At 72.1% G+C, this 20,895-nt stretch carries 20 protein-coding genes; 10 read left to right on the top strand and 10 right to left on the bottom strand.

From position 1 onward, the window contains the following. From ACWDS7_RS19940 to der, 5 genes are all read left to right on the top strand, one after another. The coding region (locus tag ACWDS7_RS19940) for a pseudouridine synthase (protein ID WP_451930464.1) at positions 1–1,385 on the top strand (1,385 nt) is incomplete at its 5' end. 77 nt (positions 1,386–1,462) lie between these two features. Next, positions 1,463–1,822 (top strand): chorismate mutase, encoded by a 360-nt coding sequence (aroH, locus tag ACWDS7_RS19935; RefSeq protein ID WP_306857940.1) that lies wholly within the window; start codon positions 1,463–1,465, stop codon positions 1,820–1,822. A gap of 7 nt (positions 1,823–1,829) precedes the next feature. Then, positions 1,830–2,939: a prephenate dehydrogenase gene (locus ACWDS7_RS19930; protein WP_451930463.1), complete on the top strand. Its 1,110-nt coding sequence runs from the start codon at positions 1,830–1,832 to the stop codon at positions 2,937–2,939. Positions 2,940–3,063: 124 nt separating this feature from the next. Then, on the top strand, positions 3,064–3,720 hold the full coding sequence (gene cmk, locus ACWDS7_RS19925) for a (d)CMP kinase (RefSeq protein ID WP_451930462.1): 657 nt from the start codon (positions 3,064–3,066) through the stop codon (positions 3,718–3,720). 35 nt (positions 3,721–3,755) lie between these two features. Then, the gene (der, locus tag ACWDS7_RS19920; protein ID WP_451930466.1) at positions 3,756–5,135 is read left to right on the top strand and encodes a ribosome biogenesis GTPase Der; all 1,380 of its coding nucleotides are present in this window, start codon (positions 3,756–3,758) and stop codon (positions 5,133–5,135) included. A gap of 284 nt (positions 5,136–5,419) precedes the next feature. Here der and ACWDS7_RS19915 read toward each other — a convergent pair whose 3' ends face one another. The 4 genes from ACWDS7_RS19915 to ACWDS7_RS19900 are packed head-to-tail and all read right to left on the bottom strand — an operon-like array spanning position 5,420 to position 9,100. Beyond that, positions 5,420–7,198 carry an MFS transporter gene (locus tag ACWDS7_RS19915; protein WP_451930461.1) on the bottom strand — a complete coding sequence of 593 codons (1,779 nt, stop codon included), beginning with the start codon at positions 7,196–7,198 and terminating at the stop codon, positions 5,420–5,422. A 3-nt stretch (positions 7,199–7,201) separates the two neighbouring features. Further along, positions 7,202–7,882 carry an LppX_LprAFG lipoprotein gene (locus ACWDS7_RS19910; RefSeq protein WP_451930460.1) on the bottom strand — a complete coding sequence of 227 codons (681 nt, stop codon included), beginning with the start codon at positions 7,880–7,882 and terminating at the stop codon, positions 7,202–7,204. Positions 7,883–7,942: 60 nt separating this feature from the next. Continuing rightward, positions 7,943–8,494, bottom strand: a complete 552-nt coding sequence (locus ACWDS7_RS19905; protein WP_451930459.1) for a MarR family winged helix-turn-helix transcriptional regulator — start codon at positions 8,492–8,494, stop codon at positions 7,943–7,945. Between the two features lie 15 nt (positions 8,495–8,509). Further along, positions 8,510–9,100, bottom strand: coding sequence for a malonic semialdehyde reductase (locus ACWDS7_RS19900; protein WP_306857952.1), 591 nt, complete (start codon positions 9,098–9,100; stop codon positions 8,510–8,512). A gap of 111 nt (positions 9,101–9,211) precedes the next feature. Here ACWDS7_RS19900 and ACWDS7_RS19895 point away from each other — a divergent pair, with 111 nt between their 5' ends. Next, positions 9,212–10,195 (top strand): cation diffusion facilitator family transporter, encoded by a 984-nt coding sequence (locus tag ACWDS7_RS19895; protein WP_451930458.1) that lies wholly within the window; start codon positions 9,212–9,214, stop codon positions 10,193–10,195. Here the strand turns inward: ACWDS7_RS19895 and ACWDS7_RS19890 are convergent. Continuing rightward, on the bottom strand, positions 10,145–10,825 hold the full coding sequence (locus tag ACWDS7_RS19890; protein ID WP_451930457.1) for a 4'-phosphopantetheinyl transferase family protein: 681 nt from the start codon (positions 10,823–10,825) through the stop codon (positions 10,145–10,147). The two genes, ACWDS7_RS19895 and ACWDS7_RS19890, sit on opposite strands and share 51 nt — an antisense overlap. A gap of 209 nt (positions 10,826–11,034) precedes the next feature. Then, complete coding sequence (locus ACWDS7_RS19885; RefSeq protein WP_451930456.1) at positions 11,035–12,372, bottom strand: aminotransferase-like domain-containing protein; 1,338 nt, start codon at positions 12,370–12,372, stop codon at positions 11,035–11,037. A 177-nt stretch (positions 12,373–12,549) separates the two neighbouring features. On the opposite strand from ACWDS7_RS19885, the gene ACWDS7_RS19880 reads away from it, so the two are divergent. The 4 genes from ACWDS7_RS19880 to ACWDS7_RS19865 all read left to right on the top strand — a co-directional run bounded on the left by ACWDS7_RS19880 (position 12,550) and on the right by ACWDS7_RS19865 (position 16,325). After that, positions 12,550–13,203 (top strand): LysE family translocator, encoded by a 654-nt coding sequence (locus tag ACWDS7_RS19880; RefSeq protein WP_451930465.1) that lies wholly within the window; start codon positions 12,550–12,552, stop codon positions 13,201–13,203. Positions 13,204–13,369: 166 nt separating this feature from the next. After that, the gene (locus ACWDS7_RS19875; RefSeq protein WP_451930455.1) at positions 13,370–14,374 is read left to right on the top strand and encodes a phosphotransferase family protein; all 1,005 of its coding nucleotides are present in this window, start codon (positions 13,370–13,372) and stop codon (positions 14,372–14,374) included. Between the two features lie 362 nt (positions 14,375–14,736). Further along, the gene (locus ACWDS7_RS19870; protein WP_451930454.1) at positions 14,737–15,318 is read left to right on the top strand and encodes an RNA polymerase sigma factor; all 582 of its coding nucleotides are present in this window, start codon (positions 14,737–14,739) and stop codon (positions 15,316–15,318) included. Positions 15,319–15,320: 2 nt separating this feature from the next. Continuing rightward, complete coding sequence (locus tag ACWDS7_RS19865; RefSeq protein WP_451930453.1) at positions 15,321–16,325, top strand: LCP family protein; 1,005 nt, start codon at positions 15,321–15,323, stop codon at positions 16,323–16,325. Between the two features lie 144 nt (positions 16,326–16,469). On the opposite strand, the gene ACWDS7_RS19860 is transcribed toward ACWDS7_RS19865, so the two are convergent. From ACWDS7_RS19860 to ACWDS7_RS19845, 4 genes are all read right to left on the bottom strand, one after another. Beyond that, complete coding sequence (locus tag ACWDS7_RS19860) at positions 16,470–17,312, bottom strand: hypothetical protein (protein WP_451930452.1); 843 nt, start codon at positions 17,310–17,312, stop codon at positions 16,470–16,472. A gap of 4 nt (positions 17,313–17,316) precedes the next feature. Beyond that, a complete protein-coding gene (locus ACWDS7_RS19855; protein WP_451930451.1) occupies positions 17,317–18,681 on the bottom strand; it encodes an MCE family protein in 1,365 nt (454 codons plus the stop codon). Then, a complete protein-coding gene (locus ACWDS7_RS19850) occupies positions 18,678–19,697 on the bottom strand; it encodes an MCE family protein (protein ID WP_306857968.1) in 1,020 nt (339 codons plus the stop codon). The genes ACWDS7_RS19855 and ACWDS7_RS19850 overlap by 4 nt, the downstream gene beginning before the upstream one ends. Positions 19,698–19,767: 70 nt before the next feature. Beyond that, positions 19,768–20,850 (bottom strand): MCE family protein, encoded by a 1,083-nt coding sequence (locus tag ACWDS7_RS19845; RefSeq protein ID WP_451930450.1) that lies wholly within the window; start codon positions 20,848–20,850, stop codon positions 19,768–19,770. Between the last annotated feature and the right edge of the window lie 45 nt (positions 20,851–20,895).

Genomic DNA, 20,895 nt, shown 5'->3' with positions numbered 1-20,895 from the left:
GCGACGGTTCGCGCAGCCGTTACGGCAGGCCCGCCGAGGGCGGTTCCCGCTCCGACGGTCCGCGCCGCGATGACCGTGGTGGCTTCCGCTCCGACGGTCCGCGCCGCGATGACCGTGGTGGCTTCCGTTCCGACGGTCCGCGCCGTGACGACCGCGGCGGTTTCCGTTCCGACGGTCCGCGCCGCGATGACCGCGGTGGTTTCCGGGCCGAGCGCGACGGCTCGCGCCGTGACGACCGTGATGGTTTCCGTTCCGACGGTCCGCGCCGTGAAGACCGCGGTGGATCGCAGGGCGGTTTCCGTTCGGACGGTCCGCGCCGCGATGACCGTGGTGGCTTCCGTTCCGACGGTCCGCGCCGTGACGACCGCGGCGGCCAGCGCGGCCGGTCCGGTCCGGACAGTGGCCGCGGTGAGGCGGCCGGCGGCGGCTCCCGTGGCCGGTACGGCAGGACCGGGCGGCGGGACGAGGTCCAGACGATCGGCGGTAAGCGGGCGGGCTCGTACGGCGAGCCCCGCGCCGCCGCGGGCCGCGGCCCCGCCAAGGCCGAGCGCAGGCCCGGTGCGATCGAGAACGACCGGTTCAAGACCTCCCGCCAGCCCAAGCGGGACTCCGACTTCTACGACCGCGACTACGTCGACGAGCGCGACACCACCGAGGTCCCGGACGGCGTCCGGCTGCAGAAGGTCCTCGCCCAGGCGGGTGTGGCCAGCCGCAGGGCCTGCGAGGACATGATCGGCGACGGCCGGGTGACGGTCGACGGCCAGGTGGTCCGCCGCTTCGGCGCCCGGGTCGACCCGGCCAAGCAGGTCATCCACGTGGACGGCAAGCGCCTGCCGACGATGCCCGACCTGGTCTACCTCGCCATCAACAAGCCGATCGGCGTCGTCAGCACCATGTCCGACCCCGACGGCCGCCCCTCGCTGGCCGACTTCGTGGCCGACCGCACCGAGCGGCTGTTCCACGTGGGCCGTCTCGACACCGAGACCGAGGGTCTCATCCTGCTCACCAACGACGGCGAGCTGGCCAACCGGCTCACCCACCCGAGCTACGGCGTGCAGAAGAAATACTGGGCGAAGGTCCCCGGCAAGATCGAGCGGGACCTGGGCCGGCGCCTGAAGAAGGGCATCGACCTGGAGGACGGCATCGCCAAGGCCGACTCCTTCACCCTGGTCCAGGAGCACGGGCAGCAGGCCCTGGTGGAGATCGTCCTGCACGAGGGCCGCAAGCACATCGTCCGCCGCATGCTGGAGGAGGTCGGGCACCCGGTCATCGACCTGGCCCGCATCGAGTTCGGCCCGGTCAAGCTCGGCCGCCTCAAGCCGGGCACGGTCCGCGCGCTGACCCTCAAGGAAGTCGGCGAACTCTACGCCGCCGTCGGCCTGTAACCTTCCGTAATACGCACGTCCAGGACGCGCCGGGCCGCCCGTGGGTGGCCCGGCGCGAACGGTATGGAGGAACGACGATGGTGCGGGCGATCCGCGGCGCGATCCAGGTCGAGGGCAACGACCGGGAGGCCATCCTGGCCGGGGTGACCGAGCTGGTCACCGAGGTGATGGGGCGCAACAGGCTCACGACCGACGACGTGATCAGCGTGATCTTCACGGCCACGCCCGACCTGACCGCGGAGTTCCCCGCCCTGGCCGCCCGCAAGCTCGGTTTCCACGACGTGCCGCTGATCTGCGCCTCCGAGATCGACGTCCCGGGCGCGCTGCCCCATGTCGTCCGGCTGATGGCCCACGTGGAGACCGACCGGCCCCGCCAGGAGATCCAGCACGTCTACCTGCGCGGCGCGGTGGCGCTGCGTGTGGACATCGCCCAGTGACCCCGTCATGCGTCACCACGCCCGCCGAGCCCAGGGAGCACGCGTGAGCGGCCTCGAAAGCGTCCTCGTCGTCGGCACCGGCCTGATCGGCACCTCGGTCGCCCTGGCCCTGCGCGAGCAGGGGGTCACCGTCTACCTGGCCGACCGCGACGCCGGAGCCGTACGGCTGGCCCGGGAGCTGGGCGCCGGCACCGAGTGGACCGCCGGGCGGAGCGTGGACCTCGCGGTCATCGCGGTCCCCCCGCACGTGGTCGCCGACCGGCTCGCCGACCTCCAGAAGGCCGGCGCCGCCCGTTTCTACACCGACGTGGCCAGCGTCAAGGCGCTCCCGCTCCGGCAGGCCGCCGACCTCGGCTGCGATCTGACCACCTACATCGCCGGGCACCCACTGGCCGGCCGGGAGCGCTCGGGGCCCGCCGCGGCCCGGGCCGACCTGTTCCTGGGCCGTCCGTGGGCGCTGTGCCCGACGGAGGAGACCTCGCCCGACGCGGTGGAGGCCCTGCGCGGGCTGATCAAGCTCTGCGGCGGCGAGGCCGTCGAGGTCGAGGCCGCCGAGCACGACAGGGCCGTCGCGGTCGTCTCGCACGCCCCGCACGTGGCCGCCTCCGCGGTGGCCGCCCGGCTCGCCGAGGCGCCGGAGACCGCGCTCGGCCTGGCCGGGCAGGGGGTCCGTGACGTCACGCGCATCGCGGCCGGCGACCCGGGCCTGTGGACCGGGATCCTGTCGGGCAACGCGCTGCCGGTGGCCGACGTGCTGGAGGCGGTGGCCGCCGACCTGGCGGCCGCGGCCGCCTCGCTGCGGGCCTCCGCCGACCCGGCGGCCATGGGACGGGTCACCGAGCTGCTGCACCGTGGCGTCGCGGGCACGGGCCGGATCCCCGGCAAGCACGGAGGCCCGGCACGCACCTACGCGACCGTCCAGGTCATCATCGGTGACCGTCCGGGCGAGCTGGCCCGGCTGTTCCTGGTGGCCGAGGAGGCGGGCGTCAACATCGAGGACGTCCGGCTGGAGCACGCCCCCGGGCTGCCGCTGGGCGCCGCCGACCTGTTCGTGCAGCCCGAGGCGGTGGAGACGCTGTCGGAGGCGCTGCGCGCGCACGGCTGGCAGCTGCCGTAACGGGTCCGTCCCGCGCCCGCTCCGGCGGGAGGCGGGACGCTCGGGGGCGATCGATGCGTGCTTCCGTCCCCGCTCCCGGTAGCCTCGTACGGACAACTGAAGCGGGCTGCAAGGGAGAGGCGTCGTGACCGGACTGGTCGTCGCCATGGACGGTCCTTCGGGGTCGGGCAAGTCGAGCGCGTCGCGCGGGGTCGCGCGGGCGCTGGGGCTGCGTTATCTCGACACCGGAGCGATGTATCGGGCGATCACGTGGTGGATGCTCGAACGGGGCGTCGATCTCACCGACCCCGGGGCGATCGCGGCCAGGGCCATGGAGCCGGTTCTCTCCATGGGCACCGACCCGGACGCCCCGTCGGTGGCCGTGGACGGCGTCGACGCCGCCGTGGTCATCCGCACCTCCGAGGTCACCGCCGCCGTCTCCGCGGTCAGCGCCGTGCCCGAGGTACGGCGCCGGCTGGTGGCCGAGCAGCGTGAGGTCATCGGCGCCGGCGACATCGTCGTCGAGGGCCGTGACATCGGCACGGTGGTCACGCCCGACGCCCCGGTCAAGATCTATCTGACCGCGAGCGCGGACGCCCGGGCGCTGCGCCGTACGGCGGAGCTCACCGGCACCACGGTGGAGGCGCAGAAGGCCGCGATGGCCAGGCGCGACACCCTGGACTCGACGCGGAAGGCAGACCCGCTCTCGATGGCGGCCGACGCCGTCGAACTGGACACCACGGCGCTGAACCTGGAAGAGGTCATCGCCGTGGTGCTACGTGTGATTAAGGAAAAGGCGTGACCGGGGAAGAAGACAGCGGCTGGATCGAGGCTGAGCTGGCCGATCTGGGTACCGACGACAGCTCTGAGCAGGAAGCGGGCCACGACTCCGGCCCGCAGCCGGTCGTGGCCGTGGTGGGCCGCCCCAATGTGGGCAAGTCCACCCTGGTCAACCGGATCATCGGCCGCCGCGAGGCGGTCGTGGAGGACGTGCCGGGAGTGACCCGCGACCGGGTCACCTACGACGCCACCTGGCGTGGCCGCCGGTTCACGGTGGTCGACACCGGCGGCTGGGATCCCGACGCGACCGGCATGGCGTTGAAGATCGCCGAGCAGGCGCAGGTCGCGGCCGAGCTGGCCGATGTGATCCTGTTCGTGGTGGACGCCGTGGTGGGCGTGACCGACGCCGACGAGATCGTCGGCCATGTGCTGCGCGGCTCCGGCAAGCCGGTCATCCTGGCCGCGAACAAGGTCGACAACCAGCAGATGGAGCTGGAGGCCGCCGCCCTGTGGTCCCTGGGCCTGGGCGAGCCGCAGCCGGTCTCGGCCCTGCACGGCCGCTCCAGCGGCGACCTGCTGGATGTGATCCTGGACAAGCTGCCGGAGACGCCGCAGCAGCGCTTCGGCGTCGAGCGCGGCCCGCGCCGGGTGGCCCTGCTGGGCAAGCCCAACGTGGGCAAGTCCTCGCTGCTGAACAAGCTGGCGGGTGAGGAGCGGGTGCTCGTCGACCCGATGGCGGGCACCACCCGTGACCCGGTCGACGAGCTGGTCCAGCTCGGCGGCAAGACCTGGCGCTTCGTCGACACCGCCGGCATCCGCCGGCGCGACCGCGAGCTGAAGGGCGCCGACTTCTACGCGAGCATGCGCACCCGGGGCGCGCTGGAGCGCTCGGAGGTCGCGGTCGTGCTCATCGACGCCAGCGAGGTGCTGACCGAGCAGGACCTGCGGATCATCTCCCTGGTGATCGAGTCGGGCCGGGCCATGGTCGTGGCGTTCAACAAGTGGGACCTCCTCGACGAGGACCGCCGCTACTACCTGGAGAAGGAGATCGACCGCCAGCTCATCCGCGTTCCGTGGGCGCTGCGGGCCAACATCTCCGCCAAGACCGGCTGGCACGTGGAGAAGCTCGTCCCGGCCATCGACAGGGCGCTGGAGTCCTGGTCCACCCGGGTGCCCACGGCCCGGCTCAATGCCTTCCTCACCGACCTGGTCGCGGCCACCCCGCCCCCGGTCCGGGGCGGCAAGCAGCCCAAGATCCTCTTCGCCACCCAGGCGTCGACGGAGCCGCCCAAGTTCGTGCTGTTCACCTCGGGATTCCTCGAGGAGACCTACCGCCGCTTCATCGAGCGCCGCATCCGCGAGGAGTTCGGCTTCGCCGGCTCTCCGATCGAGGTCACGATGAAGATCCGCGAGAAGCGGCCGGCCCAGAAGAAGTGACGGCCTGCGGACGGCCCGGCTCACGCCGGGCCGTCTGTCGTTTCCGCGCCTCCTCGGGCGGGGGCCGGCCGCCTCCCGGGCCGGAGCCCCTGTCCCGCGCTCTCACCGGCCCTCCGGCCGCGATCTCCGGAGCCGGCCGCGATCTCCGGGGCCGGCCGTGATCTCCGGGGCCGGCCGTGATCTCCGGGGCCGTTCGCGACGCCCGGGACCGGCCGTCTCCCGGACCTCGCGGGCCCTCACACCGCCCCACCCCTGGTCAAGCCGCTGTCGAGTGAGCGTCCGGCTCACTTCACGGCCGCGTCCGCCGGCCGGTGCGGCAGCAGCAGCGCCACCAGCGCCCCCGCCGCGCACAGGGCGGCGGTGAGCAGGAAGATCTCGCTGTACTCGGTGTGCAGGGCGGCCCGCACCCTGCTCTCGTAGTCGGCCAGCCGCCCGGCGTAGACGGTGGGGTCCACGCCGAACGGCAGCGGCGTGTCCAGGTCGGCGGTGAGCGACTGGAAGCGGTGGAAACCCCAGGCCGACAGCCCGGCGACACCGAGCAGCATGCCCATCATCCGGGCCACGACCACCGCCGCCGACGCCACGCCGTGCTGGGCGGCCGGCGTGGCCCGCAGCACCGCCGAGGAGACGGGGGCGATCACCACGCCCAGGCCGAGCCCGGCGACGACCAGGTCGAGGTCCATGCGGTATCCGGCGGCGGCCAGGTCGGCGGGCCACTGGCCGATCCGGACGTAGCCGGCCGTGGCGAGCGCCAGCCCGGCCACCGCGACCACCCGCTCGCCGTACCGGCGGGCCACGACCCCGCCCAGCAGCGCGGCCACCGAGAGCGCGATGAGGAAGCGGGACAGCACCAGCGCGCCGTCCAGCGTCTCCAGCCCGAGCAGCGTCTGCGCCGACAGCTGCACGTCCACGAGCGTGACCAGCAGTGCCGCGCCGGTCAGGAAGCTCACCCCGAGCGCGGCGAAGAACGGCCCGCGCAGGACCCCCGCCAGGTCGATCAGCCGGGTCCGGGCCCGGCTCTCCCACCCGGCGAACGCGGCGGCGGAGACCACCCCTGCCACGATCATGGGCAGGCCCCACGGCGGCAGGACCGAAGCGCTCGGGTCGGGGTTGTAGAGCCCGGCCACGAGCAGGCCCAGCGCCAGGGCCAGCAGCAGGCCGCCGACCACGTCGACGCGGGTCCTGGCGGCCGGGCCGCGGACCGGCGGCGGCACGGACCGGTGCACGGCCACCGCGGCCAGGGCGACCAGGGGGAGGTTCAGCCAGAAGATCGACCGCCAGCCGCCGAGCTGGACGCCGCCCAGTTGCAGGGTGGGCGGCACCAGGGCGGCCAGGGCCGCGCCGTACAGGGGGCCGAGCACGCTGCCGAGCTCCTGGGCCGCGCCCACCGCGCCGAGGGCCACCGGGCGGTCGCGCTCGTCCCACAGGTCACCGACCAGGGCCATGGTGATGGGCAGCAGCGCGCCGCCCGCCAGCCCCTGCAGGGCCCGTCCGGCGACCAGCCAGGCGACCGTGCCGCCCAGCGCGGTGACGACCGAGCCGGCCGCGAAGCCCGCCAGGCAGAGATGGATCAGCGGGCGCCTGCCGTACCGGTCGGAGAGCCGGCCGAGCAGCGGCATGGCCGCGATGTAGCCCAGCAGGAAGCCGGTGACGATCGGGGTGGCCCGCTCCAGGTGGTTCAGCGGGACGTCGGCGTCCTTGGCGATGTCGACCAGGACGGTGACCACGACATAGGCGTCCAGGGCGGCCAGCAGCACCGCGGTGCCGCCCACGCCGAGCGCGGTCCGCCGCCGGGCGACCGGATCCCCGCCGGGCCCGGGGCCGTCCGCACGGTCGGGCGCCGGGTGCGTGGTGGAGCCGTCCGCATGGCCGGGCGCCGGGTGCGTGGTGGAGCCGTCCGCACGGTCGGCCGCGGGCTCCGCGGTGGGGTGACTCGCATGGTCAGCAGTGGGCTGCGCCGTGGAGCCGGTCTCCCCGCGCGTCGCGGGGGCGCCGGTCGGGTCCTCGGCCGCCGGGGGCGTCGCCGGGCGGCCGGTCGCGGGGTGCGGGACAGGGTCGGTCACGGGTCACTCCGCCGGTGCGGTGACCTGGACCGGCACGTCGTAGTCGCGGAAGGTGACGATCACCTTGCCGCCGTTCAGCGGCAGGTCGGCCTTGAGCAGGCGGTCGGTGGACCTGTCGATCCAGAGCCTGCCGTTCACGCTCTGCGTGAGCCCCGGCACCATCGTGGCCAGGACCTGCTGGGAGAGTGTCGCCGAGACCCGGTAGGCGCCGGTGCCGTCCACCTTCTCCTCGGCCTCGGTCTTCGGGTCCAGCGCGTTGGTCAGGAGCTGGACGATGCCCCTGTCGGGGTTGAGGATGGCCGACGGGTCGTAGATCGAGGCCAGCTGGCTCCGCGATATCTTCTGGAAGCCGCCGGTCACGCCCTTGAAGTGGACGGTCTCCCCGATCAGGACGAACTGGATCTCCTGGAGGCTGCCCGCCAGGTCGATGTTGATGGTGCCGTCGGCGTCGCCGGTCCCGCTGAGGCGGCCGCTGGCCTTCTTGACCGGCACCGGCGGGGTGCCCTCGGTCTCCATGGTGAAGGCGGCGGACTTGACGCTCCGCATCGCCTCCGCGGACTTCTTGACCAGCTCGGCCCCGCCGGGCAGCGCCGCCTGGTCACCGGGGGAGCCACCGCCGCCGCACGCGGTGATCAGGGAGAGCGCGGCGATCACCGCGGCGACGAGGATCCGGCGAGCAGACATGGCCGGATCGTAGCGACCGCTCGGTCAACTAAGGGAGAACCCGCCGGTATCGGTTTCGCTTCAGCGCAGGCTCTTGAGGTGGCTCACCACGGGGACGTAGGCCATCTCCAGCTCGTGGAGCTGGTCGTCGGTGAGCAGGTCGATGAAGTGCCGGCGCACGCTGGCCACGTGGTGCGGCGCGACCTTCTGGATGGTGGCCCAGCCGTGCTCGGTGAGCACGGCGAAGGTGCCGCGCCGGTCGTCGGCGCAGGTCTCCCTGGCGACCAGTCCGGCCGTCTCCATCCGGGAGATCTGATGGGACAGGCGGCTGCGGGACTGGATCGTGGCGTCGGCCAGGTCGCTCATGCGCATGCGGTGCTCGGGGTGCTCCGAGAGGTTGACCAGGATCTCGTAGTCGTTGACCGAGAGCCCGAAGGTCTGCAGATCGCGATCGAGCCGGTGCTCCAGGAGCTTGTGCGCGGCCAGGTGGGCACGCCAGGCCCGCTGCTCAAGCGAGTTGAGCCAGCGGGGATCCTCGGTGTCCACCGATCGCTCACCCTCGTCCGTCTGCTGTGCGGGCGGCTCCGGCCGGCCGGCCATTCCGCTTCCCGCGTCGGCGCGCTCCCTGCTCATAGGTCAGAACCTACATCAGACGGCCGTGACCACCTCCTCGTAGGACAGGCGGGGAAGACGGTCGAACCACGCGTTCTCGCCGGGCCTGCCGATGTTGACGACGGCCAGCACGGTGTGGGCGTCGTCGAGGAACTCCTTGTCGATGCCGGCGGCGTCGTAGCCGGCCATCGGGCCGGCGGCCAGGCCGGCGGCGCGGACGCCCAGGATGAAGTAGCCGAGCTGCAGGGTCGCGTTGAACCTGGCCGAGTGGGCGCGCCTGGCCTCGTCGGCGGCGAACATGTCCCTGGCGCCGGTGGCGTGCGGGAAGACCTTGGGGAGCTCCTCGTGGAAGTCCAGGTCGGCGGCGAGGATGGCGACCAGCGGAGCGGCGGCGGTCTTGGCCTGGTTGCCCGGGCTCATGAGGGGGATCAGCCGCTCGCGGGCTTCGGGGCTGCGGACCAGGACGATCCGGAGCGGCTGCTGGTTCATCGCGGTCGGGGCGTACTTGACCAGGTCGTAGATCGCCCGGATCTGCTCGTCGCTGACCGGCTCGTCGGTGAAGGTGTTCGCCGTGCGGGCGTCACGGAAGAGCAGGTTCTGGGCGTCGGAGGAGAGCACGAGAGCCATTTTGTGTCCTTAGATGCTTTATGAGCTATATGTCCGCATCAACATAGGTGAACCTTCAACTATTCCGGCCCGGTCCCTGAGACGTGGCTCACAGGCACGTACAGTGATCGAGTGGTGGACAAGGCGGCGGAGAAGACCGGATCGGAGAGCCTCGGCACGGTGGTCGTGGCGGGCCTGGCCAACCTCGCGATCGCGGTGGCCAAGCTGGTCGCGGGCCTGATCAGCGGCTCGTCGGCGATGCTGTCCGAGGCCGCGCACTCGGCCGCCGACACGGTCACCGAGATACTGCTGTTCGTCGCGGTGCGCCGGTCCGGCCACCCCGCCGACACCCGGCACCCCTTCGGGCACGGCATGGCCGGCTTCTTCTGGGCACTGATGGCCGCCTTCGCCACCCTCATCGGCGGGGCCGGGTTCTCCATCACCCACGGCCTCCACGAGATCGGTCACGGCGAGGAGCTCGCCGACCTGAGGATCTCCTACGCCGTCCTCGCGGTCTCGGCCGTCATCGAGGGCCTCTCGTTCCTCAAGGCGCTGTCACAGGTGCGCGCCGAGGCCGCGCGGCTGAGGGTGAGCCCGCAGCGCTACGTCTCCAGAACCACCGACACCGCGCTGAAGGCCGTGCTCTTCGAGGACGGCGCCGCCCTGGTGGGCCTGCTGATCGCCGCGTGCGGCCTGCTGGCCTACCAGCTGACCGGATCCCCCCTGTGGGACGGCGTCGCCTCGGTGGCGATCGGCCTGCTGCTGCTCGGAGTCGCGCTCAACCTCATCCGCACCAACGTGTCCCTGCTGATCGGCCAGGCGGCGCCCGTGCGGATGGAGCAGGAGATCAGGGCCGAACTCCTCGCCCTGCCCGAGGTCGAGGGGGTGGTGGAACTGCTGACCATGATGCTGGGGCCGGACGAGGTGCTGGTCGCCGCCCGGGTCGACTTCGCCGACGACACCACCGGGGCCGTCCTGGAGCTGGCCGCCGACCGGGTGGCGCGCAGGCTGGAGGAGCGCTTCTCCTCGATCTCACAGGTGTTCCTCGACCCGACCCCGGGAAGGTCAGCCCAGGGTGGCCGGGTGGTCGGTGACGACGCAGACCGCGACGGCTGAGGCCGTCCGCCACTCCAGCAGATGCCTGCCCTCCCACTCCAGGCGGTGGAGCCGGGCTCCGTCGAGGCGGGGCCCCGGTCCGTCGGGGGAGGGCGCCTCCACCGTGATGGGGAGCGCGGACAGGTCCGCGGTGCTCAGGTCGTCCAGGGTGAGCTCGCCGCGCTTGATCAGCGCCTCCTTGCGGACCCAGAGGCGGATCAGCTCCTCGCTGTCGCGGACCAGGGCCCGCTCCGCGGGAGCCAGGACGTGCGCGACCAGGGCCTTGTCCATGGGGCCCGCCGGGACGCGCTCGGCGTCCACGCCGACCCGGCCCGGGCCCACCGCCGCGCACACGTATCCGTGGCTGTGGGAGAGGCTGACGCCGAGTTCGGGGACCTCCGGGAAGTACGGCTTGCCGTGCCCCGGCCCGCAGCGGTCGCAGTGCTGCAGCAGCGTCAGCCGGTCCTCGGGGACGCCGACGACCTTGGCCGCGCACTGCCGTACCAGGAGATGGGCCGCGACGAAGTCACGCCGGTCGCTCTCCCTGAGGAACGTCGCCGCGCGTTCACGCTCGATCTCGGTGAACAGGTCCATTCTGTCGGGGGAGTAGATCTCGTCGGTGGGACCGGCCAGCACCAGGCAATCGCGCATCTGCTCAGATTAAGCGTTTCAGGGCCGTAAGAGGTGATCTATCGATGGATCACCGGTGATACGGCGACCGCCCCGGCCGCCACCCCGCTCGGGACGGTGGCCGGGACCCCCAATCCCCCGGGTAAGGCCGCGGGCCCGGCGCCGACGCCGAGTTCCTCCCGCTCCGGGCAGGCGGACCTCGCCATGGGACCTTCCCTCGTTCCCGCCCGTCACTCGGCGATCAGGTCGTCCGGCGTCGAGCGGGCGAGACCGGCGAGCGTGGCCAGGGCCCGCGCGAGGGTTTCGGTGGGCGGGGAGGCGAGGCCGAGGCGGATGGCGTTCGGGGCGCGGTAGTGGCCGACGGCGAAAGCCGCCGCAGGAGTGACCGCGATGCCCTGGCGTGCGGCGGCGGCGACGAAGGTGTCGGCCCGCCACGGCGGCGGGAGCTCCCACCAGCAGTAGAAGGAGTGGGGATCGCTGTGCACCGCGAACTCCCCCAGATGCCGGGCGACGAGCTCCTGGCGGGCGGTGGCCTCCCGCTGCTTGGCGCGGGCCACCGTGTCGACGACGCCGTCGCTCAGCCACCGGGTCGCGGCGTCCAGCGCGAAACGCATCGGCGTCCAGCCGCCGGAGCGCAGGGCGGTCGAGACGTTCGCGCCGAGGGCCTCGGGGACGACGGCGAATCCGAGCGTCAGGCCGGGAGCGAGCCGCTTGGAGAGGCTGTCGACGAGGATGGTCCGTTCGGGGGCCAGCGCGGCGAGGGGCGGGAGGTCGGGACGGAGGAAGGACCAGATCGTGTCCTCGATCGCGTGGAGGTCCAGCCGCTCCAGCAGGTCCGCGAGCTCGGCCCGGCGCTCCACGGGCATGGTCAGCGACAGCGGGTTGTGCAGCGTCGGCTGGAGGTAGATGGAGGCGAGCGGGGTCTTGCGCGTGGCGGCCTCGACGGCCTCGGGGACCACTCCGGCCGCGTCGACGGCCAGCGGCACGAGAGTGACGCCGAGGCGGCCGGCGATCGCCTTGACGACGGGATAGGTGAGCTCCTCCACGCCGATCCTGGCTCCGGGGGGCGCCAGCGCGGCCATGGCGGCGGCGATCGCCTGACGGCCGTTGCCCGCGAACAGGACACGTTCCTGGTCCGGCCGCCAGTGCCCGCGCGCGAGCAGCTCGGCGACGCGGCTGCGCGCCGGGAGCGTCCCCGCCGCGCCCACCGGACGCATGGACGACTCCAGCACGTCGGGGCGGAGCAGGGAACCGATGCTCGCCGCCTGAAGACTCGCCTGCTCGGGCACGAAGGCGTAGTTGAGCTCCAGATCGACCCTGCTGTCGGCCGGTTCGGCGAGGGCGGGGTCGGGGCGTGGAGCGGCGGCCCTGACGAACGTGCCGCGTCCGACCTCGCCGACCGTCAGGCCGCGGCGGACGAGTTCCTTGTAGACGCGGGCGGCGGTGGAGTTGGCGATGGTGCGCTGCCGCGCGAACTCCCGCTGCGGCGGCAGGCGGTCGCCCGGCCGCAGCCGCCCGGCCGCGATGTCCGCCGCCACCTCGTCAGCCACCCGCCGGTAGTCATCCATGGCCGTCTCCTCTCGGCAGAATTCAAGCACAAAATTGCTCCGAGTACAATTTCTAATATTGCACTGAAATGAATTGAGGGGATAGCTTCGGTATGTCGGCGCAATCGGCGCCCCCCGGAACGGTTACCCGGGCCTGCGACGACCTCGGGGCTCGAGCGCGGAAGGTGGACGGTGGCAATGGTCGAACAGGGCGCGCTGCTCGGTGTGGTGTCGGTCGCGCTGGGTATGGTGCTGTCCCCGGGCCCGAACATGATGTATCTGGTGTCGAGAAGCATCAGCCAGGGGCGCCGGGCCGGGATCATCTCCCTGGGTGGAGTCGCAGCCGGATTCCTGGTCTATCTGGTGGGTGCGAATCTGGGCCTCGCGGTGCTGTTCGCCGCTGTGCCGGAGCTCCTCGCCGCCATCAGGATCATCGGGGCGCTCTATCTGCTGTGGCTCGCCTGGAGGACCATCAGACCCGGCGGCGTATCGGTCTTCACCGTTCAGGACGTGCCCGCCGACTCCCCGCGGCGGCTTTTCGCCATGGGGCTGATGACGAACCTGCTCAACCCGAAGATCGCCATCCTGTACATCTCGATCATTCCGCAGTTCGTCGACCTCGGCAGAGGCGACGTGCTGCTCCAGGGCATCATCCTCGGCGGCTTCCAGATCATGGTGGCCGTCTCGGTGAACCTGTCGATCGTGCTGGCCGCCGGGGCCGTCGCGGGCTTTCTCACCCACCGTCCGTCCTGGCTGCGGGCCCAGCGGATCACCATGGGGAGCCTGCTCGGGGTGCTGGCCGTCATGCTCGCCCTCGGCAACTCCGGGACTTTCACCCCCCACCTGGCCTAGCACTCCTCCGGCTCGCCCCGCCCGGTGCCGCCCGGCCCGCTGAGTCTCACCTCGCGGGCCGGCCCAGGCATCGCCTAAGATCAGTCGCTCATGCGGTGGTCGCCTGAGGGGCGGTTCCCTGTCCTCCTCCGACAGAGGCTTCCAGCCAATACGTGGGGAGCGGATCGTGGACGTGTCACGCAGGGTCGTCACGGTTGATCACCTGGCGGGAGTCGCACGCGCGGCTCTGGGCGCCGGACATCGCCTGACCGGCGTCTCACGGCTCCGCGGCGGTAGCAAGAAAGGCGTGTACCGCCTCACCTTCGGCAATGATTCCACCGTGATCGTCTACATCTGGGACGACGCCGAGAACTACTGGCCCGCCACGCGGATCGATGAGACCGAGAACCACGCGGATCCGTTCTCGCACGCCTCTGGCATCGACCTGTTCGAGGCCGCGCACCGGCGCCTGGACGCCCTGGGGATCCGCACCCCGCGGATCCATCTGGCCGACCGGAGCAGAAGCCACTACCCGGCGGACATCGCAGTGGTCGAGGACGTGCCCGGTGCAACGCTGGAGGCATTGCTCCAACAAGACCCGCACGGCATGAAGGCGCCTCTGTCACGGCTTGCCGACGCGCTCGACGTGATGCAGCGGCATCAGGGACCGGGCTTCGGCAAAGTCGCTCTGATCGATGACGGCGGCGTCTCCCAGGGATACTCGTGCGAGCAGGTCGTCCTCGACCGCGCCCTCGACGACCTCGCCGAAGCCGCCTCGCGCGACACGCGGATCGCGGACACCCGCGACCGCCTGGAGGACGTGGTCCGCGGACTGGTCGCCACGGTGCGCCCACGCTCGGAGTACGGGCTCATCCACGGCGAGCTAGGGCCGGATCACGTGCTGGTGGACCGGCACGGGAACCCCGTCCTCATCGACATCGAGGGCCTGATGTTCTTCGACGTCGAGTGGGAACACGCGTTCTTGCGACTCCGCTTCGGCGAGCACTACCGGTGGCTGCACAGAAGCGGTCTCGACGAGCAGCGCCTGACCTTCTACACGCTGGCGCTGCGCCTGTCGCTCGTCGCCGGACCGCTGCGGCTCCTCGACGGCGACTTCCCCGACCGCGACTTCATGATGGAGATCGCCGAGCACAACCTCCAGGAGGCTCTTGCCTTCCTGCGCCAGGAGTGAGACGCACCGAGCTCATCACTCGTCCAGGTCGGCATCCAGGGCGGAGGGCCGGCTGTCCGCCCACTCTGACCGCCTACGACCACCGAACCCCTTGGGACCAGTCATTCAGGCGGGTGAGGGCGACGACGCCCGGGCCGGAGTCCGGCGTCAGATGCCCGGGCCGGAGTCCGGCGTCATGAGGACGCCGCGTTCCACCCAGGAGTCGTAGCCCGCACATGCCGGCCTGTGGTCGCGGACCACCAGGGGGACGGGGCGCCCATCGCGGGCCTCGCCGCCGTGAGCCCGGGTGGTGAGCCGCCGTGAACCCGGGCGGTGGGTTGTGGTGATACATCCCTGACCCACTTCCCTACAGAAGGGCGGAGATGATCACACAACCCGCCACCCGGGGCGGCGACGCCGACCTCGTCAGCGCCTCCTGGACCCAGCCGGAGGCGTTCGCCGAGCTGTTCGACCGCTACTCCGGCATGCTCTACCGGTATGTCGCCAAACGGCTCGGACCGGAGCCGGCCGAGGACCTCGTCGGCGAGACGTTCCTGGTCGCCTTCTCCCGCCGCAGAAGCTACGACCTGGCCTACCCGGACGCCCGGCCCTGGCTCTTCGGCATCCTCACCAAGCTCATATCCCGTCAGCGCCGCACCGAGGCGGCCCGCTACCGGGCGCTGTTACGGGCGCCCGTGGACGGCCACGAGGACTCGCCCGCCGACCGGGTGGCCGCCGGGGTGAGCGCGCAGGCCGCCCGGCCCGCTCTGATCAGCGCGCTCGCGGCGCTGCCCGCCAAGGACCGCGACGTGCTGCTGCTGATCGCCTGGGGCGACCTGACGTACGAGGAGGTCGCGCAGGCACTCGGAATCCCGGTCGGCACCGTACGCTCCCGCCTCAACAGGGGCAGGCGGAAGGTACGGGCGGCGCTGGGCGACACCAACCCGATGGTCGAGGAGGCGTGACGATGGACGACCTGAAGATGCTGCGCGACCTTGGCGCCGAGCTGGAGCACCAGCCACCGGCGACCCTGGCCCGCCAGCGCAACCGCCTGCCGGCCCACCAGGGCGACCGCCTGCCGGCCGCCCGGTCCCGCCGCCTGCGGGTGGGCCGGCCGGTCATGGGCCTGGCCGCCGCCGTCGCCACCGTGGCCGCCGTGGCCGTGCCCACGCTGATGCTGAACGCCGGTGAGAGCGCCGCCCCGGCCGGAGCCAGACCGGTCAAGGTGACCGAAGCGCTGAACATCCTCGTTGTCGGCACCGACAGCCAGGCCGGCACCCCCCGCTTCCGCAGGGGCGCGCGCAGCGACAGCATCCTGCTGGCGCATCTGCCGGCGGACCGGGAGCGGATCACGTTCGTCAGCCTGCCGCGCGACTCGATCGTCCAGATCCCCGCCTGCGGAGCGACGCCGGCCCGGAAGGACATGATCAACTCAGCGTTCGACAAGGGTGGCCTCGCCTGCACCGTCAAGACGGTCGAGACGCTGACCGACGTGCGGATCGACCACGCGATGGAGTTCAACTTCCAGGCGTTCAAGGAGGTGGTCGACGCCCTCGGCGGCGTCGAGGTCAGGCTGCCCAGGCCCGTGAACGACCACAAGGCCAAGCTGACGCTCCCCGCCGGCAAGAGCCTGCTCGACGGCGAGAAGGCGCTCGCCTACGCGCGCCTGCGCTACTACGGCGACGGCTCGGACATCCAGCGGATCAAACGCCAGGTCGCGCTCATGCAGACGATGCTGAGGAAGGCCAGGCAGGGACTTACCGACCCCGTCCGGCTCCGGTCGTTCCTCTCCGCGGCGACCAGGAGCGTGAAGAGCGACATGGACCTGGAAACGATGGTCGCCGTCGCCGAAAGCGCCCGCGAGAGCCGGCCGACGTTCCTCGCGGTGCCCTGGCAGCCGGCTCCCGGCGACCCCAACAGGATCGTCTGGAAACAGCCCGAGGCGAGCAAGCTGTTCGGCAGCCTGCGCTAGCTCGGACTTCACCCGGAGAGTCTCCGGAGTGACCTTCGCGTGATCGACGGGGCGGCCCCTGGCCGACGGGCCCCCGGGAGGGACCGCGCGGGTCCCTCCGGTCCGCCGCGGTCCACAGCGGCGCCGTGGGCCACGCCGGGAGCCCTATCCGTCCTTCTTGCCGGTGCTCGGGGAGGGGGCGGGGGTGGGGGCCGCGTCGACGGCCTTGCCGTTGGGGTCGGTGACCAGTTCGTCGGCCGCGCCCATCACGGTCGCGTCGTTGACCTTCCACTCGCCGCCGGTCTTGATCAGGCCGAGCTCCATGTAGGTGCCGAGCATGCGCCGGGTGCCCGCGGTGCTCGTGACCTGGGAGTCGACGACCGTGATCGCCTTGGCCCGGCCCTCGGCGACCTCCGCGACGTAGACGCCCCGGACCGAGGCGGACGAGTTGGCCTTCATCGACGTGATCACGCCCTCCAGCGGGCTGAAAGCCTCGTCGTAGGTCTTCTCGAAGTCCTCGCCCGAGATGGCGAAGACCTGGTCGCGATAGGACTGGAGGTCGGAGTAGTCGTAGGTCTGCAGGGCCACGGCGAACTCGCCCGCCCGCGCGGACACCGCGCTGCGATCGGCCTTCTCCTCGGCCAGGCGGTCGGCGGCCATCCACTGGAGCACGGCGGTCGCCGCCGTCGCCGCGAACGCCATGGCCGCGACCGCGCCCACCAGCCTGCCGCGCCATCTCCCGGTCCCCGCGAGGCGGCCCCGTTCCCCGCCCCCGGCCGCCTCTTCGGGCGCCGCCCCTTCCGGTGTCACCTGGTCCGGGGCGGCCCGGTCCGGCGCCGCTCCGTCGGGGGCGGCATTGTCCGGGGCGGCCCGGTCCGGCGCCGAGCCGGTGGCGGGCACGGCCGCGGGGTCCGGCTGGGTGGGCTCCCCGCCGTCCTCGGGGACCTCACCGCGGCCTGAACCCGTTTCCTGAGGGAGCTCTTCGGGCTGCTGAGGGACTGGGCTCATCTGCTTACTCCTGTTCACGGCGGCGAGACGCCCGGCCGACGGCGATCCAGCCGAGCACGCCGCCGGAGATGGCGACGGCGAAGAGGATCGCGGCGATGAAGGGGGTGAGGTCCTGGCCCGCGGAGTCCGAGGCCCGGTCGGCGCCCACCGAGGGAGTGGCGGCCGGGCCGGAGTCCTCGGCGTCGGGGACGTCGGACGGCCCGTCGCTCTCCTGCGGTGTCGGTGTCGTCTCACCGGCCGGGCCGTCGCCGGCCCAGGAGCCGTCGGTGGGGTGCGGACCGCGGTCCTCGTCGTCGTCGGTCCTGGTGGACGCCTTGACCGGGGCGCCCTTCGGGCAGGAGCGCAGCCCCTGCACCTTCGGCGGGGGCAGCGGGCCACGGTATTCCAGCGGCACCCGGGGGCCGCCGGGGACGCTCAGGACGAACGTGGTCCTGCCGTACGCCCCGTCGGCCCGCCTGTCGACCACGTCGGCCAGGAGCGCCTGGGCGGTGGGCACGGTCCGGAGCAGGTGGTTGACGTGCGCCCGGTTCCGGGGGGTGAACACCACGCCGGGGTTCATGCCCGCCGCGGTCAGCGCGCAGGACAGGCCGGGGCGGGCGGTGTTGAGCAGGTCGTCGACCTGGCGGAAGAAGCCGGGGCCGTGGTCGAGGGCGGCGTAGAGCTGCCTGCGGGACTCGCGGATCGACCGGGTCACCCCGGCCAGGTCGGTCACCCCCTGGGACAGCTTCTCGCGCCTGCCCGCCAGCGTGCCGGTCAGCCGGGTCAGCTCCACCGACAGATCGTCCAGCAGGTCGGTGTTGTCGGCCAGGGTCGCGGTGAGGCCGTGCGCGTTGTCCACGATCTCGCGGATCGAGGTCGTCCGGCCGTTCAGTCCCGTCGCCAGCTCGTGCACGATGGTCCGGGCGTCCTCCGGCGGCACCGCGTTCAGCAGCTTGCCGACCCCGTCGAACAGTTTCCTGTAGTCGAGCGGGACCGAGGTCCGGGCCAGCGGGATGGTGGCGCCCGCGGCCAGGGTGCCGCCGCCGGCTCCCGCGCCGGGTGGGGAGATCTCCACGTACGGCTCACCGATGGCGGACTTGCGGCGTACCTCGGCGGTGACGCCCTGCGGCAGCCGTACGTCGCGGTTGATGCTCAGGCCCACCACGATCCTGCCCGGGGCCAGCGCCACGTCGTCGATCCGGCCGATCCGGACGCCGAGATAGGCCACGTCGAAGCCCCGCACCAGACCGGGGGAGGACAGGAACTCCGCGTTGATCCGGTACGGCCGCTCGATGACGTCGAGCTTGATGATGCTGGTGAACGCCCACACGGTCATCACCACGCCGAGCACCACGAAGAAACCGAGGTTGATCCAGATGCGGTTCCTCATCGTGGCGGCTCCAGCAGCAGGCGGAAGTCGTCCACCGGGTTGGGCGGACGCGGCCGGTCGCTGCTCTTCTTCGGCTTGGGCAGCAGCAGCCCCTTGAGCCAGACGAAGGTCAGCAGCTGGCCGTTCACCACGATCGGTGGCAGGTCGATGAACCGCTGTATGCGGCTGACCAGGACCTTCAGGTCTTCCTTACCGCGGACCATCGAGGTGGAAACCGCGTCGAGCTCATGTAACAGGGTGCGCAGCCGGGCGGCGTGTCTGGGATAGACGGTGCGGTTGACCTCGCGGGCCAGCGCGGTCAGCTCCTGGAGGGTCTTCTTCACGTGCTTGCGGCCGTGGTTCAGCCGGGCGGTGGCGTCGGCGAGCGTGCCGGGCAGCCGGTCCAGCTCCCCGCTGCCCTTGGCGAGGTCGTCGCCGAGCTCGGCCAGGCCGTCTATGGTGCGGGCCAGGTCCTGGCGGGTCTCGGCGTAGGCGGCGGTGACCTCGGTGATCTGCCTGAGCAGCCGGTTGAGATCTTTCCCCTTGCCGCCGAGGCCGGTGGCCGCCGCGTCCAGGACGGCGTTCACGTCCTGGGCGCCGAGCGCGTCGATCAGCGGCCCGGCCCGCTCGGTGACCTGCTCGATGTCCGGTTCGACCGAGGTCTCGGCGATCGCCGAGCCGCTGCGCATGAACGGCCCGCCCGTCATGTCCTTGCCCGCGGGCAGCTTCAGCTCGACGTAGTTCTCACCCAGGATCGAGGTCTTGGCCACGACGGCGCTCGTGCCCTCGGGCACCCGGACGCCGTCCTCGACGGACATGGTGACCTTCGCGCGGTATCCCTCCAGGCGGATGTCGGTCACGCTGCCCACCCGGACGTCGGAGATCTGCACGCTGTGCCCGGCCACCAGGCTCTGCACGTCGTCGAAGGTCGCGGTCAGGGTCAGCTCGCCGGTCGGCGCCCCGACGGTCTGCAGGGTGCACGCCGCCGTCAGGCAGAGCCCGGCCAGCCCCGCGGTCAGCCGTGTCCAGGTCCTCATCCGGCGCCCTCCCTTCCCGCAGGTCATCCACCGCTCCCGTCCGCCCGGCGGCCGGCCCGCCGTACCGCGCTCACCGCCTCGCCCTCTCCCCGGCGCAGTTGCTCAGCTCTCCGGGCAGGCACGGCACCTTGCCCAGGCCCAGTGCCTCGAACAGCGGCCTCAGCCAGGCCCGGGTCATCGCGTTGAGCACCAGGCGGATCTTGATCACATGGTGTTCCCGGTCCCAGGACAGGATCAGGTTGTCGACGAACTCGCGGGCCCCGGCGATGGCCGCGGCCGCGGACTCGCTGTTGACCTTCATGGTCAGCACCAGCTCGGCCAGGTTGGCCACGCCCTTGGGCAGTCTCTTCTGGTAGGCCTCGATCAGCACGTCTCCCCGCTGCACGAACTCCGCCAGGCCGGTGATGAAGCGCTTCATGCGCCGGCGCTCGTCGGCGAGGGTGGCACTGGCCTCGGCGAAGGCGTCGATGGCCGTCTTGACCTGGCCCTCGCGCCGGTTGAGGCTGGAGGCGAGCCGGTTGAGGCCGTCGGCCAGCTCGATGAGCTGCTGGTCCTGTCCGGAGAGGGTGCGGGTCAGCGAGGCGGCGTCGGCCAGCGCCCGGTTGATCTGCCCGCCCCGGCCCCTGACCGTGTCGGCCAGGTTCCCGGCCACCTCGCCCATCTTGTCGGTGTCGAGGGCGTCGGTGAGCTTGGTGAACGCCTCCAGGGCGTCGTCGATCTCCACCGGCAGGTCGGTCCGCTCCAGCGGGATCACCGCACCGGGGGCGATCCTGGCCTGGCCGGGCTTCCACGGCGGGTGCAGCACCACGTTCCGCTCGCCGAGCGTGTTCTGCGCGGCCACGACCGCCTTGACCCCGGCGGGCAGCGGCACCTCCCCGTCGATGATCAGATCCGCCCGGACCCGGTCACCCTCGACGGTGAGCTTGTCCACCGTCCCGGCGTCCAGGCCCAGCACCTTCACCTTGGCCTGCTCGTACAGGGAGGGCGCCGCGCTGAAATAGGCCGTCAGCCGGTACGGCGACGCCCCGCCGGGCAGCAGCGAGCAGCCTCCTCCCGACAGCAGCAGCACCCCGGCGAGGAGCGCCGCGGCCGTTCTCCTCAGGGGGTGTCGGCTCCCGGGCGCGCGGCCCGTCCCCACCGGTCCACGTGTCATCCGGGTCGCTCCGCTCCCGGGCGCGTGGTGTGCGCGGCCCGTCCC

The organism is Streptosporangium sp. NPDC003464, from assembly GCF_053588315.1.
The sequence above is the reverse complement of the archived record's forward strand: the minus strand, read 5'-3'. Positions and strand labels throughout refer to the sequence as shown.

Bases quoted from the DNA above. Each gene is read 5' to 3' on its own strand.
- ACWDS7_RS19930 (WP_451930463.1), top strand. From the start codon at position 1,830: ATGCGTCACCACGCCCGCCGAGCCCAGGGAGCACGCGTGAGCGGCCTC.
- ACWDS7_RS19860 (WP_451930452.1), bottom strand. From the start codon at position 17,312: ATGAGCCCAGTCCCTCAGCAGCCCGAAGAGCTCCCTCAGGAAACGGGT.
- ACWDS7_RS19845 (WP_451930450.1), bottom strand. From the start codon at position 20,850: ATGACACGTGGACCGGTGGGGACGGGCCGCGCGCCCGGGAGCCGACAC.
- ACWDS7_RS19850 (WP_306857968.1), bottom strand. From the start codon at position 19,697: ATGAGGACCTGGACACGGCTGACCGCGGGGCTGGCCGGGCTCTGCCTG.
- ACWDS7_RS19890 (WP_451930457.1), bottom strand. From the start codon at position 10,825: ATGCGCGATTGCCTGGTGCTGGCCGGTCCCACCGACGAGATCTACTCC.
- ACWDS7_RS19880 (WP_451930465.1), top strand. From the start codon at position 12,550: ATGGTCGAACAGGGCGCGCTGCTCGGTGTGGTGTCGGTCGCGCTGGGT.
- ACWDS7_RS19910 (WP_451930460.1), bottom strand. From the start codon at position 7,882: ATGTCTGCTCGCCGGATCCTCGTCGCCGCGGTGATCGCCGCGCTCTCC.
- ACWDS7_RS19900 (WP_306857952.1), bottom strand. From the start codon at position 9,100: ATGGCTCTCGTGCTCTCCTCCGACGCCCAGAACCTGCTCTTCCGTGAC.
- aroH (WP_306857940.1), top strand. From the start codon at position 1,463: ATGGTGCGGGCGATCCGCGGCGCGATCCAGGTCGAGGGCAACGACCGG.
- ACWDS7_RS19905 (WP_451930459.1), bottom strand. From the start codon at position 8,494: ATGAGCAGGGAGCGCGCCGACGCGGGAAGCGGAATGGCCGGCCGGCCG.
- ACWDS7_RS19870 (WP_451930454.1), top strand. From the start codon at position 14,737: ATGATCACACAACCCGCCACCCGGGGCGGCGACGCCGACCTCGTCAGC.
- ACWDS7_RS19855 (WP_451930451.1), bottom strand. From the start codon at position 18,681: ATGAGGAACCGCATCTGGATCAACCTCGGTTTCTTCGTGGTGCTCGGC.
- ACWDS7_RS19885 (WP_451930456.1), bottom strand. From the start codon at position 12,372: ATGGATGACTACCGGCGGGTGGCTGACGAGGTGGCGGCGGACATCGCG.
- ACWDS7_RS19865 (WP_451930453.1), top strand. From the start codon at position 15,321: ATGGACGACCTGAAGATGCTGCGCGACCTTGGCGCCGAGCTGGAGCAC.